This is a genomic window from Variovorax sp. 05N34, assembly GCF_056397405.1.
The window spans coordinates 297,858-311,751 of the sequence record NZ_JBFTNI010000009.1 but is presented as its reverse complement, the minus strand read 5'-3'; the positions used below and the strand labels follow the sequence as shown (position 1 = coordinate 311,751).

The following is a 13,894-nucleotide window of genomic DNA, read 5'->3' as shown; positions in this document are numbered from 1 at the left end:
CGGAACATCAAGATGGACCTCAGCCAGTTTTCCCAAGCATTCTTTGTCGAAGCCATCGAGCTTCTGGCGCAGATGGAGCAACTGCTCCTCGAAATCGACGTGGCCTCGCCGGACAGCGAGCAACTCAACGCCATCTTTCGCGCGGCCCATTCGATCAAGGGCGGCGCGGCCACCTTCGGCTTCACTGCGTTGACCGAAACGACGCACCTGCTGGAGAACCTCCTGGACCGGGCACGCCACGGGCAGCTTCGCCTGAGCGGTCCGATGATCGATGCCTTTTTGGAAACGAAGGACGCCTTGCTAGAACAACTCAACGCCTATCAGGCGGGCAAAGAGCCCGAGCCCGCGCGAGTCGCGCAGATCTGCGCGGTGCTTCAGCAACTCGCACTTGAAAACAGCGGCGGGGACAAGCCCGGCGCCGCTCCAGTGGCCGCTCCGGCGCCCGCGCCCGTTGCAGCGCCTGCCGCAGCCCCGGGCACGTTGTGCATCCGCCTGTCGGGCCTGTCGGACAGCGAATGCGATCTGCTGGCGGACGAACTGGGCAACCTCGGCAAGGTCGCATCGCGCACGCGCACCAACGATCAGCTGACCGTGATGCTCGAGACCACCTGCGAGCCGGACGACATCATTGCCGTTTGCTGCTTCGTCATCGATGAATCGCAGATCGACATTGCGCGGGGCGCTGCCGCAGAAGCTGCACCGGCTCCAGCATTGCCAGCGGCTGAACCAGCCGTGGCGCAGCCCGCCGAGAGCGCAAAGCCGCAGGCAGCGGCGGTTGCATCACCGGTCGCATCACCGGTCGCACAGGCAGCACAGCCGGCGGCGCAGGGCGGCAAGGAATCCAGCTCCATCCGCGTGGACGTCGAGAAGGTCGACCAGCTCATCAACCTCGTCGGCGAACTCGTCATCACGCAATCGATGCTGACGCAGGCGGCCACCATGCTCGACCCTGTGGCGTACGAGCGCTTCCTGAGCGGCCTCGGCCATCTGGAGCGCAACGCGCGCGACCTGCAGGAATCGGTCATGTCGATTCGCATGATGCCGATGGACTACGTCTTCAGCCGCTTCCCGCGCGTGATCCGCGACGTCAGCGCCAAGCTGGGCAAGCAGGTCCGGCTGGACACCTTCGGCAAGGAGACGGAGCTCGACAAGGGCTTGATCGAACGCATCGTCGACCCGCTCACGCACCTCGTGCGCAACAGCCTCGACCATGGCATCGAGACGCCAGACGTCCGGCTCGCGAAAGGCAAGGACGCTACAGGCCAACTGCTACTGTCCGCGCAGCATCACGGCGGCAACATCGTGATCGAAGTGAGCGACGACGGCGCCGGGCTCAATCGCGAGAAGATCCTTGCCAAGGCCATTCAACAGGGCCTGCCGGTCAACGAGTCGATGCCCGACGAAGAAGTCTGGCAGCTGATTTTTGCGCCGGGCTTTTCGACGGCCGAGCAGATCACCGACATCTCGGGACGCGGCGTCGGAATGGATGTGGTCAAGCGCAACATCCAGGAGATGGGCGGCCACGTGGAAATCCACTCGCGCGGCGGACACGGCACCACCACGCGCATCGTGCTGCCGCTGACGCTGGCGATCCTCAACGGCATGTCCGTCAAGGTCGGCAATGAAGCCTACATCCTGCCCTTGAGCTACGTCATCGAGTCGCTGCAGCCGCTGCCGGACCATCTGCATTCGATCACGAGCGACGGCCACGTCATCAAGGTGCGCGGCGAATACCTGCCGCTGATCGAACTGCATCGCGTCTTCGACGTCGCCGCCGCGCAGGTGAATCCGACACAGGGCATTCTCGTCATCGTGCAGGCCGACGACACACGCTTTGCGTTGATGGTCGACGAACTCCTCGGTCAGCACCAGGTGGTGGTGAAGAACCTGGAGACCAACTACCGCAAGGTCCCCGGAATTTCCGCGGCAACCATTCTTGGCGACGGCAGCGTGGCTTTCATCATCGACGTCGCAGCCATGCCCCGTATCCAGCGCGCGCAGGCCGCAGGTGCCGCGGCACTGGCCGGTGCTTCGAGGATGACGGCGATCGCTGCCTAATCCTTTCCATGCATTGCCCCGGCCATCCTGTTGAGACGGGGTGCTTGATTCAAGTTTCTGACGGAGACCCCCGCAATGCGCTTTGACTTTTTCCGCCGCCCGGTATCGACGGATGGCACGATTGTTCCCGGGGCCGCGCCGGGCCAGACTGATGAGAACGCCGGCCGGAGTGTCGAAGACGCGCTGCTGTCATCCGAGTCCAACGGCTACATCAGCTATGCGCTGCAGCTCGACGCACAAATGCGCGTCAAGGGCTACCGCTTCGGCTGGCGTGCCGTCGGCGACGATTCGACTTTGCCGGATGCTTCGGCCCAGTTCAGGGCGCTGCTGTCGTGCATCTCCAAACACCTTGTCGCTGCCAACGGTGGCTGGCGGCTTGGGCAGCTTGTCGCGTTTCTGGACGTGACGGTCGACGCGCTCTTTCTCAACGAGTTGCAGAGCCTCCCATCCGGCAACGTGGTCCTCTGCATGGGAATGGAAGACATGGCGGATGCGGACACGCGTTCGATGCTGCTCTTCCTGCGTGAGCAGGGTTTCAGCTTCATGCTGCGGGGCGCCAAGGAACTGCCGCTCGAGCCTGAGTTACTGGAGATCGTCACGCACCTGGACGTCGGCGAGGGCGATCCGGAGCTGATCGCGCAAATCCGGCTCAACGAAGAGCCCGGCCGCCCGCCCATGCAGTTGATCGCAACTCGCATGAAGGCTTGGAGCGACTTCGAGGCACTGGCCGGTCGGCGCGTGGATGTCTTCGTCGACGGAACACAGGGCCGTCCGCTGGTGGAGCTCACCGGCGACTCGCTGCAGCCCGAATCAGTGCTCATCGTGCGGCTGATGCACATGCTCCAGCGTAACGAGAACGTGCGCTCCATCGAATCGGCTCTGAAGCGCGATGCGGCACTGACTTACCGCCTGCTGCGCCACATCAACTCACCGGCCATCGGAGCGGGCGTGGAGATCACCTCCTTGCGCCATGCGGTCGCCATGCTGGGCTATTCGCCGCTTTTTCGCTGGCTGTCGATACTGCTTGCCACCAGCAACAGGGCGAGCTCGCCGTTCATGATGAAGCAGGCGATCTTGCGCGGACGCTTCGTCGAGCTGATGGGGCAGGGCATGCTGCCTCCGAGCGAATCCGACAACCTGTTCGTCGTTGGGATGCTCTCGCTCATCGATCAACTGCTGGGCATTCCGATGGCGGAAGTGCTCGCCAAGGTGCAACTCGCCGATTCGGTGCAACAGGCGATCCTCGAACGCAAGGGCGTCTATGCGCCGTTCCTTGCGCTGGTGGAGGCCTGCGAGACCGACGGCGCGGAAGCCGCGCGCCGCGCAGAGGCGCTCTTCGTGAGTGCCGGCCAGGTGAACGCGGTTCATCTTGCCGCGATGGTCTGGTCGCACGAGGCCAGCGCACTCGACCGCACGGACTGAGCCCCCCGCATGTTGCGATATGCGCCGCAAATGCCCCCTTGATCGACCCATTGCGACGAGAGCCTGCTATGTACATTGAAAGCCATGCACAGACATCGGCCGTGAACACTGAATTCCATTTCACCGACAGCGACTTCTCGAAGATCAGGACGCTCATTCATCGTCGCGCGGGCATCGCGCTCGGCGAGCAGAAGCGGCAGATGGTCTACAGCCGGCTTTCGCGTCGGCTTCGGGAACTGCAGCTCTCGGGCTTCTCGTCATACCTCGACCTGCTTGAATCTCGTCAGGACGGCGAGGAGTGGCAGTCGTTCATCAATTCGCTGACGACCAATCTGACCTCGTTCTTTCGTGAGGCCCATCACTTTCCGGTGTTGGCCGAGCATGCGCGCAAGCTGCAGCAGCCGATCACCATCTGGTGCTCGGCCGCGTCGACCGGCGAGGAGCCCTATTCGATTGCCATCACCCTGATTGAGGCGCTCGGGGAGCGCGCGGCTTCGGCGAAGGTGATCGCGACGGACATCGACACGGCGGTGCTTGCCAAGGCGGCGGCCGGCGTCTTCACGAGCGAGCAGGTCGCGCGGCTCTCGCCGGAACGCCTTCGGCGCTTCTTCAACAAGGGCACAGGTTGCAACGCCGGCAAGGTGCGCATCCGCCCCGAGGTGGCCGCCATGGTGAAGTTCTCGCGGCTCAACCTGCTCGACCCGTCGTGGTCGGTCAAGGACCCGGTGGACGCGATCTTCTGCCGCAACGTGATGATCTATTTCGACAAGCCGACGCAGAAGAAGGTGCTGGACCGCTTCGCGCCGTTGCTGAAGCCCGGCGGCCTGCTGTTTGCCGGCCATTCGGAAAACGCTTCGCTCGTGAACCAGACCTTCAAGCCGCTGGGCCACACGGTGTACGAACTCGCACGAGGCGGGGCCAAGGTGTCCCCATGACCGCCGTGCCGGGCGCGGTCGCGACCCACCACTACTTCGATCGCGACGTCGGCGAGATGGCAGTGAAGCTGTTGCCTTCGGAGTACTACGTGACGACGACCGATACGGTGCTGACGACGGTGCTGGGCTCATGCGTGGCGGCGTGCATTGTGGACATCGACAACGGAGTGGCGGGCATGAACCACTTCATGCTGCCCGAGGAAGGCGATTCGACCGCGCGCGACCAGACCGAATCCATGCGCTATGGCGCCTATGCAATGGACGTGCTCATTCGCGAACTGATCCGCTCGGGTGCGCGCCGCGATCGCCTGCAGGCCAAGGTGTTCGGCGGCGCGGCGGTGCTCGCGAACATGACCACGCTCAACATCGGCGATCGCAATGCGGACTTCGTGCTGCGCTACCTGAACGCCGAGCGAATCAGCGTCGCCGCACAGGATCTGCGGGGGCAGCACGCGCGACGCGTGTGCTTCATGCCGGCCAGTGGAAAGGCCGTGGTGCGAAAGCTCCGCGCAAGCGCCGATGTGCAGTTGATTCAAAAAGAAGAGGGCGAGCTTTTTCGCAAGCTGGCCGCGCCTCGCGCAGGCCTCAGCCCTTACAAGTCCAACAATTCCGCGGCCGAGACGATGTCCGTGGCCAAGAACAAAGGCAACTGGTGAGCGCGAACAAGATCAAGGTGCTGTGCGTCGACGATTCGGCGCTGATACGCAGCGTGATGACCGAAATCATCAACAGCCAGCCCGATATGGTGGTGGTTGGCACCGCGGCCGATCCGCTGGTGGCGCGCGACCTCATCAAGGTTACGAACCCCGACGTGCTGACACTCGACGTCGAGATGCCGCGCATGGACGGGCTCGAATTCCTCGACAAGCTCATGCGCCTGCGGCCGATGCCGGTGGTGATGGTGTCTTCGTTGACCGAACGCGGCTCGGAGATCGCGCTGCGTGCCCTGGAGCTCGGTGCCATCGACTTCGTCACCAAGCCGAGGCTCGGCGTGCGCGACGGCCTGCTCAACTACACGGAGCTGATCACGGGGAAGATCCGTACTGCCTTCAGCGCGCGCCTGCTGCCTTCACGCCATGGCGGACCGGCGAAGTCGACGGGCGATGCTCCGCCGGAAGCGCTGCTGCGCAGCCCTCTGCTGAGTACCGAAAAGCTCATCATCATCGGCGCGTCGACCGGTGGCACCGAAGCCATTCGCGAGGTGCTGCAGCCATTGCCGCCGGATTGTCCGGCGGTGCTCATCGCGCAGCACATGCCGGCGGGATTCACGCGCTCTTTCGCGCAGCGCCTGGACGGGCTCTGCCGCATCACCGTCAAGGAGGCCGAGCACGGCGAGCGTGTGCTGCCTGGCTATGCCTACATCGCGCCCGGCGCATTCCATCTGTCCTTGGGCCGCAGCGGCGCGAACTACGTTGCGCATCTCGATCAGGAGCCGCCGGTGAACCGCCATCGCCCCTCCATCGACGTGCTGTTCGACTCGGCGGCCAAGCACGCCGGCAAGAACGCCATCGGGATGATCCTCACCGGCATGGGCAGGGACGGCGCCGAAGGCTTGCTGCGCATGAAACGGGCCGGAGCCTACACGCTGGCGCAGGACGAGGCGAGCTGCGTCGTCTTCGGCATGCCGAAGGAGGCGATTGCATTGGGTGCGGCTGATGAAGTCGCACCACTGGGAGAAATGAGCCGGCGCGTGCTGGCGCATTTGCGCACTTTCGGTGCGCGTACGAATCGGGTTTGAAACGAACTGTTGGAGTGAGAGAAATCGTGATCGACAAGAGCATCAAAATTTTGGTTGTGGATGACTTCCCCACCATGCGGCGCATCGTGCGCAATCTTCTGAAAGAACTCGACTTCCTCAATGTCGACGAAGCGGAAGACGGCGCCGCCGGCATCGAGAAGCTGCGCGGCGGCAATTTCGGTTTCGTGGTGTCGGACTGGAACATGCCGAACATGGACGGCCTCACGATGCTGCAGACCATTCGTGCCGACCCCGAGTTGGGCAAGCTGCCCGTGCTGATGGTGACCGCCGAAGCCAAGAAGGAAAACATCGTCGCTGCGGCCCAGGCCGGTGCAAACGGCTATGTGGTCAAGCCATTCACGGCCGCAACGCTCGAAGAGAAGATCACCAAGATCTTCGAGAAATTGAACAAGTAAGGGGCAAGCCATGAACCCAAACCCCTCCGAACGAGAACAGGGGAACACCGCCGAGCAACTGCTGGGGCGCATCGGGCAGTTGACGCGCCAATTGCGCGAAGGCATGCGCGAGCTGGGCCTGGACAAGCAGGTGGAAAAGGCCGCTCAGGCCATCCCCGGCGCAAGGGACCGGCTCAACTATGTCGCCGAGACCACCGAGCGCGCGGCGCACCGGGCGCTCAATGCCATCGACGTGGCGCAGCCGCTTCAGGAAGGCCTCGCGACCGATGCAAAGGGATTGAGCAAACGGTGGGACGAATGGTTTGCCAACCCGATCGAGCTTGACCACGCGCGGGAGCTGGTGATGGACACGCGCGGCTACCTGCTGGACGTGCCGCAGAAGGCGAGCGCGATCAACTCCCAGCTGATGGAAATCCTCATGGCGCAGGATTTTCAGGATCTGACCGGCCAGGTCATCAAGAAGATGATGGAAGTGGTCAACGAGGTCGAGACGCAACTGTTGCAGGTGTTGATCGACAATTCGCCCGCCGAGAAGCGACAGGAAATCAGCAGCAACAACCTGATGAACGGGCCGCAGATCGTGCCGGGGAATCCCGACGCGGTGACGGACCAGTCGCAGGTCGACGACCTGCTGGAGAGCCTCGGCTTCTGATCACTTGATTCGCAGAGAAGGAGGGCGATAGCACGCTTGATCGGGCGATTGTTCGGGGCCCACGAATCGAATAATCAGCCATGGCTGAGGAAAGCGATCTCGAAAAAACCGAACCGGCTTCTGCGCGGCGCCTGGAGAAGGCGCGCGAAGAAGGCAACGTGGCCCGCTCGCGGGAACTGACCACGTTCGTGATGCTGGGCACGGCCATCGCAGGCCTGTGGTTCACGGCAGCGTCCCTCGGCGGCACCATGGACGCTGCGCTCCGCAAGGGCTTGCACTTCGAACGCGACGCGGTGTTCGATCCGTCGCAGATGATGCTGCGTACCGGAGCGATGGCACTGCAGACGTTGCTGGCCCTCGCCCCTCTTTTCGCGATGATGGTAGTGGCCGCCGTCGTCGCACCGATGCTGCTTGGCGGTTGGCTGTTCTCGGGCAAGGCGGTCTCGCCCAACTTCGGCAAGCTCAATCCCTTGGCCGGCGTGGCGCGCATGTTCTCCACGCAATCGCTGGTGGAGCTGACCAAGGCACTGGCCAAGTCGATGCTGATCGGCGGCGTGGCGTACCTGGTCATCTCACGCAACATTGCCGGGGTGATCCAGCTGACGGCGCTTCCGGCCAGCGCCGCGCTGCCGCAAACCATGATGTTCGTCGGACGCAACTGCGCGTTGATTGCAGGCGCACTGCTTCTGGTTGCGCTGATCGACGTGCCCTGGCAGCTGTGGACCTACTACCGCAAGCTGCGCATGTCGCGCGAAGACCTTCGCCAGGAGCACAAGGAAAGCGAAGGCGACCCGCACATCAAGGCGCAGATCCGCCGCCAGCAACAGGCGGTTGCCCGGCGCCGGATGATGTCCGAAGTGCCCAAGGCGGACATCATCGTGACGAACCCCACGCACTTTGCCGTGGCACTGAAATACGTCGACAGCGACATGCGCGCCCCTCGCGTGGTGGCCAAGGGCACCGATCAGGTGGCCCTGCGCATCCGTGAGATCGCTGCAGCCAACAAGGTTGCGATCCTCGAAGCGCCGCCTCTTACGCGGGCGCTCTACAAGCACACCAAGCTGGGCGACGAGATCCCGTCGGGCCTCTATACGGCCGTGGCCGAGGTGCTCGCATGGGTCTACCAGCTCAAGCGCTGGAAGGACGAAGGCGGCGAAGCGCCGCGAACGCCGCGCGACCTGCCGATCCCTGAATCACTCGAATACACCGTGAAGGCCGCATGAACTCGATGGCAAACCTGATGCGTCTGCCGACGCAAATGTTCTCCGGCAGCCAATTCAAGGGGCTGGCCGGGCCGATCCTCATCATCATGATCCTGAGCATGATGGTGCTGCCGCTGCCGGCCTTCCTGCTGGACCTGCTGTTCACCTTCAACATCGCGATGTCGGTGATGGTGCTGCTGGTGAGCATGTACACCATGAAGGCGCTGGACTTCGCCGCCTTTCCCGCAGTGCTGCTGTTCTCCACGCTTCTGCGGCTGTCGCTCAACGTGGCGTCGACCCGCGTGGTGCTGATGCACGGGCACACCGGGCCCGACGCGGCAGGCAAGGTGATCGAGGCCTTCGGGCACTTCCTGGTCGGCGGCAACTTCGCTGTGGGCGTGATGGTGTTCATCATCCTGGTGCTTATCAACTTCATGGTGATCACCAAGGGTGCGGGCCGCATCGCGGAAGTCGGCGCGCGCTTCATGCTGGATGCGATGCCGGGCAAGCAGATGGCGATCGACGCCGACCTGAATGCCGGCCTGATCGGCGAAGACGTCGCACGCAAGCGCCGTACCGAAGTCGCGCAGGAAGCGGACTTCTATGGCTCGATGGACGGTGCGAGCAAGTTCGTGCGTGGCGATGCGGTTGCCGGCTTGTTGATCATGGTCATCAACATCATCGGCGGGCTCGTCGTTGGCGTCGTGCAGCATGGCCTCGACTTTTCGACGGCCGGAACGACCTACACGCTGCTCGCGATCGGCGACGGCCTGGTCGCGCAGATTCCGGCGCTGGTGATCTCGACCGCGGCCGGCGTGATCGTGTCGCGCGTCGCGACGGACGAGGACGTGGGCCGGCAACTGACGGGCCAGCTCTTCTCGAACCCGCAAGTGCTGTTTCTGACCGCCGGGATCATCGGCCTGATGGGCATGATCCCGGGCATGCCGAACCTGGCCTTCCTGCTGATCGCGGGCGGCCTGGCCTGGACCGGCCGGCGTGTGTTCCTCCGCAAGCCGGTCGTCACCGCGGAGCAGACGGCTGCGGCGCAGGCTGCGGTGATGCCGTCGCCCGAAGCCGCGGAGGCCACCTGGGACGACGTCGCGTTGGTCGATCCGCTGGGCATGGAAGTCGGCTATCGCCTGATCCCGCTCGTGGACCAGTCGCAGCAAGGCGAACTGCTCGGCCGCATCAAGAGTATCCGCAAGAAGATTGCGCAGGAGATCGGCTTCCTCGTCCCGGTGGTCCACATTCGGGACAACCTGGAGATCAAGCCGAACAGCTACGTCATCAGCCTCAAGGGTGTGGAGATTGGGCGCGGCGAGGCTTTCCCCAACCAGTGGATGGCGATCAACCCCGGTCAGGTCACCGGCACCTTGACGGGAACCGTGACGCAGGACCCGGCCTTCGGCCTGCCGGCAGTGTGGATCGACGGCAACCTGCGCCAGCAAGCACAGATCTACGGCTACACGGTGGTCGATGCCTGTACGGTGATGGCGACGCACCTGAACCACCTGATCCAGACGCATGCTGCCGAACTGCTCGGCCGCCAGGAAGTTCAGCAACTGATCGACCAGATCGCCAAGACAGCGCCCAAGCTCACCGAGGACCTCGTGCCGAAGGTCGTCTCGCTGAGCACGCTGCACAAGGTGCTGCAGAACCTGCTCGACGAGGAAGTCTCGATCCGCGACATGCGCACGATCCTCGACGTGATGGCCGAGCACGCGCCGGCCGTGAAGGACGCGACCGAACTCACGACGCTGGCGCGCCTCGCGCTGGGCCGCGCGATCGTTCAGCACCTGTTCCCCGGCGACACGGAATTGCAGGTCATCGGGCTCGACGGTTCGCTCGACGGCGTGCTGCAGCAGGCAATGACCAGCAGCAGCGGCATCGAGCCCGGACTCGCCGACAACCTGCTGCGCCAGACACAGGCAGCCATCGCACGACAGGAGCAGATGGGCCTTGCACCGGTGCTCGTCGTTCAGCACGGCTTGCGCGTCCTGCTTTCCCGTTTCCTGCGGCGCAGCCTGCCGCAACTCAAGGTGCTCTCCCATGCGGAGATCCCTGACGCTCGCAACATCAAAGTCACCGCCACCATTGGAGGAAGAGGTTGAGTATTTCTACAGACGTGCGGGCCACGGCCCGCAAATTCGTTGCCACGACCAGTCGTGAAGCACTGCGCCTGGTGCGCGAAGCCCTCGGCGCCGAGGCCATCGTGTTGAGCAATCGGGCGCTGCCCGACGGCGTCGAGATCGTGGCGATGGTCGAAGGCGACGTTACGCAGGCGCTTCAAAGCGCAGTGCCGATGGTGTCCGCGAAGGCCGCTGAGCCGATTGCTTCGCCGACGCCGCCGACGCCGCTGGCGCCGGTTGCGCCGATGGCGCCGGTCCGGCCAACTGTGCCGCCGGTTGCAGTGGCGGCAAAGGCCGAGCCAGAGGCCGCGCCTGTTCACGCCGACGTTGTTCTCAACGAACTGCATTCGATGCGCGGCATGCTCGAAGAGCAACTCGCAAGCGTCGTGTGGAACGACAAGCAGCGGCAGGATCCCGTGCGTGGCCGCCTGCTGCGAACGCTGCTCGGTGCCGGCTTCAGCGCGCGCCTGTCGAAGGCCATGCTGGAAAAGCTGCCCACAGGCCAGACCTACGCGCAAGGCATGGCCTTCGCCCGGGCCGAGTTGATTCGCGCCGTGCCCGTGTTTGAAGACGAAGATGCCCTGCTGGCGCAAGGCGGGGTGTATGCGCTGATGGGACCCACTGGTGTCGGCAAGACCACCACGACCGCCAAGCTGGCCGCGCGCTGCGTGATGCGCTTCGGCGCCGACAAGCTGGCGCTGGTGACCACCGACAGCTACCGCATCGGCGCCTACGAGCAATTGCGCATCTACGGACAAATCCTCAATGTGCCGGTATACGGCGTGAAGGACGCTGCCGATCTGCACCTCGTGCTGCAGGACCTGCGTGATAAGCACATGGTGCTCATCGACACCGTCGGCATGAGCCAGCGCGATCGTGCGGTCTCGGATCAGATCGCGATGCTGTGCAACAGCCATCGGCCCGTCAAGCGGCTGCTGCTCTTGAATGCAACGAGCCACGGCGACACGCTCAATGAAGTCGTACACGCCTATCGCCATGGCGGCGGCAACGAGCTGGCCGGCTGTATCTTCACCAAGGTTGACGAGGCCACGCATCCGGGTGCGCTCATCGACACCGTGATCCGCCACCGGCTCCCGGTGCACTACATCTCCAGCGGCCAGAAGGTGCCGGAGAATCTGATGCAGGCCGATCGCGCACAGTTGGTGGACAGTGTGTTCCAGCCTCGCCGGCATAACCCGCTCTTCGTGCCCGCGGAGATCGACATGCAGGACGAGCCTTCGGGCGCGGCGCCTTCGGCGCAAGTCGTCCAGGCACGCGCGGAAGCCGACCGGCTTCGCACGCAATACCAGAACCTCATCCGCGCCATGGCGCACGACGCGCAGGAGCTGGCGACCGCCGCCGGTGCGCTCGCTGGCGCGCCGATCGGCTTCGAGACCGCACGCCGCCTTTGGCGCAATGCGGCTGACGAAAGCATCGGCCAGAAGACCGTGCTGCAGGACCTCATGACGCACGCTCGCGGCGAGATCGCTGGCGGTTGCGACCAGCATGTGTTGGCGTTGAGCGGACAAGTCGGCCTGCGGTCGAACGAAGGCGGCGATGCCTATGAATGCCAGGGCAGCCTTCTGATGTCGGATCGCACCGGCCAACCGCTTTCCGCTCCCAACCAGTGGCTGTCGACAGCGGCTGTGGGTGGCGGCGCCGATGCGCGACGCAAGCCCGGCGCGCGACAGGTGCAATGGCTCCGGCAGCAGGATTTCGGCAAAGCGCTCGTGCATGTGCTGCCGCGCCTGCCCGCCTTCGAGTTCATGGCTGAATGGCAGGCGCAAGGGCAGAAGTGGTTTGCGCGCGCGCCGGGCTCGACGGGCGTGATCGATCCGCAGAACGGCGCATCGAGCAAGCTGTCGCGCCTCGAATATGCATTCGGTGAGGCGAGGGTGGTGATGTTCCGCGGCAAGGCGGCGATGCAGTGCGAAGCCCATGTCGAAGTGCAACTTCGCGGCATCCCTGACCAATGCACTGTGCCGACGTTGCGCTGCGTGGTGACGCGCGTGACCGATGCGCGGGGCAACAAGATCATCGCGCAGACGTATCTGCTGTCGAACATCGGCATGCATGTATCGGCCCGGCAGCTCGCGCAGTGGCAGTCATGGGCTGCTGAAGCGGAGCCGTGCTTCCGGCTGATCCGCCAGGGCGTGCAACTCGTCGGCGGCATCGGTGAACTGGGTGACCCCGACATGATGAAGCGGCTGTTGATCGCCGGACAAGTCGGCACGACCGTCTGGCGTCTGCTGCATGCAGACGGCGAGTGGGCCGAGCGCACGCGAATGCTGCTCAACCAGTTGACGGGGCGTCCTGTGCGGTCGAGCCGGCCTTTGACCGGAAACGCGCTGTATGTCGGCGTGAGCAAGCTCTTCCTGTTGCTGGAGGCGCTCGGGACCGAATCGACCGCGCCTACGCAGCAGCCGAAGCCGATGGAGAAGCAAGATTGAGGAGCGCTGTATGACCAAGCTGGTGACCGACCAGGCGGACGGACTGCGCCGCCTCCTGTCGCACACGCCCACGCGGGTGATTGCCGTTGCGGGCATGCGCCGCGGCGACGGTGCGACGACCGCCGCCATGAACCTGGGTGCGGCCCTCGTGCATCAGGGGAAGGACGTCCTGCTGCTTGACGAGCATCATCCCGCCGCCGATTCCGCGGCCGCGCTGTGGGCGGTCGAGCCGCCAGGCTTGCTCGCCGACGTGGCCGATCGCCGCTTGACGTGCGCTGGTGCGGCAGCCCGCGCCGGTTGCGGTGTCGACGTGCTGCCAGCGCCGATCGGCATGGTGCATGCGAAAGCGGATGTGCGTTCGCTGTGCCGCGGTGGCGTCGTCCTGATCGATGCCGCGCTCGATGCCGAGGGGCGGTTGTCAGTGCTCGCGCAGGGTGCGGACGAACTGGTGCTCGTGCTGCAACCCAATGCCGCTTCAGTGACCACCGCGTACTCGGGCATCAAGAGGCTGCACTACGCACACGGATTGAAGCAGTTGCGCTTCCTGGTAAACAAGGCTTCGAACGCCGAAGAGGCGCACACGGTCATGGGCAACCTCGCCAACACCGGCAGCCGCTACCTCGCTGTCTCGCTGGAGCCCGCCGGCTGGGTTCGCGCAGATGCACACCTTGCGGACGCACGGCGATTGAGCCAGACGATGGTGGAGGCCTTTCCGGCCAGCCCCGTCGCGGTGGACTTCCGCCGCGTCGCCAGCGACATGGGCCAATGGCCGTGGCGCATGCCCGCGCAAGCCACGCGCGAACGCCGCATTGCAACTTCGATTGCTGGTGCGACCCGCGCGTCGCGCGCAGTCGCCGCCTGAACAGCAAAACCTGAACATCGGAACAAGGAC

The 13,894-nt window shown here is 64.4% G+C and carries 11 protein-coding genes; all 11 read left to right on the top strand.

Annotated features, from left to right (window positions below; all coding sequences use genetic code 11):
* Positions 1–12: 12 nt before the first annotated feature.
* Positions 13–2,058 (top strand): chemotaxis protein CheA, encoded by a 2,046-nt coding sequence (cheA, locus tag AC1DMA_RS24295; RefSeq protein ID WP_478127050.1) that lies wholly within the window; start codon positions 13–15, stop codon positions 2,056–2,058.
* A gap of 75 nt (positions 2,059–2,133) precedes the next feature.
* Positions 2,134–3,480, top strand: coding sequence for an EAL and HDOD domain-containing protein (locus AC1DMA_RS24290; RefSeq protein WP_478145727.1), 1,347 nt, complete (start codon positions 2,134–2,136; stop codon positions 3,478–3,480).
* Positions 3,481–3,548: 68 nt separating this feature from the next.
* Entirely contained in the window at positions 3,549–4,415 is an 867-nt protein-coding gene (locus AC1DMA_RS24285) for a CheR family methyltransferase (RefSeq protein ID WP_478127048.1), read from the top strand.
* On the top strand, positions 4,412–5,071 hold the full coding sequence (gene cheD, locus AC1DMA_RS24280) for a chemoreceptor glutamine deamidase CheD (protein ID WP_478127047.1): 660 nt from the start codon (positions 4,412–4,414) through the stop codon (positions 5,069–5,071). Before AC1DMA_RS24285 ends, cheD begins: the two co-directional genes overlap by 4 nt.
* Positions 5,072–5,127: 56 nt before the next feature.
* Entirely contained in the window at positions 5,128–6,153 is a 1,026-nt protein-coding gene (locus AC1DMA_RS24275) for a protein-glutamate methylesterase/protein-glutamine glutaminase (protein WP_478127094.1), read from the top strand.
* Between the two features lie 29 nt (positions 6,154–6,182).
* Positions 6,183–6,569, top strand: a complete 387-nt coding sequence (gene cheY / locus AC1DMA_RS24270) for a chemotaxis response regulator CheY (RefSeq protein WP_478127093.1) — start codon at positions 6,183–6,185, stop codon at positions 6,567–6,569.
* Between the two features lie 10 nt (positions 6,570–6,579).
* Entirely contained in the window at positions 6,580–7,221 is a 642-nt protein-coding gene (gene cheZ, locus AC1DMA_RS24265) for a protein phosphatase CheZ (RefSeq protein ID WP_478145726.1), read from the top strand.
* Between the two features lie 80 nt (positions 7,222–7,301).
* A complete protein-coding gene (flhB, locus tag AC1DMA_RS24260) occupies positions 7,302–8,444 on the top strand; it encodes a flagellar biosynthesis protein FlhB (RefSeq protein ID WP_478145724.1) in 1,143 nt (380 codons plus the stop codon).
* Positions 8,441–10,534 (top strand): flagellar biosynthesis protein FlhA, encoded by a 2,094-nt coding sequence (flhA, locus tag AC1DMA_RS24255; RefSeq protein WP_478145723.1) that lies wholly within the window; start codon positions 8,441–8,443, stop codon positions 10,532–10,534. Before flhB ends, flhA begins: the two co-directional genes overlap by 4 nt.
* Positions 10,531–13,002, top strand: coding sequence for a flagellar biosynthesis protein FlhF (gene flhF / locus AC1DMA_RS24250; RefSeq protein WP_478145722.1), 2,472 nt, complete (start codon positions 10,531–10,533; stop codon positions 13,000–13,002). Before flhA ends, flhF begins: the two co-directional genes overlap by 4 nt.
* Before the next feature lie 10 nt (positions 13,003–13,012).
* Positions 13,013–13,864: a MinD/ParA family ATP-binding protein gene (locus AC1DMA_RS24245; protein WP_478127042.1), complete on the top strand. Its 852-nt coding sequence runs from the start codon at positions 13,013–13,015 to the stop codon at positions 13,862–13,864.
* The last annotated feature ends 30 nt before the right edge of the window (positions 13,865–13,894 follow it).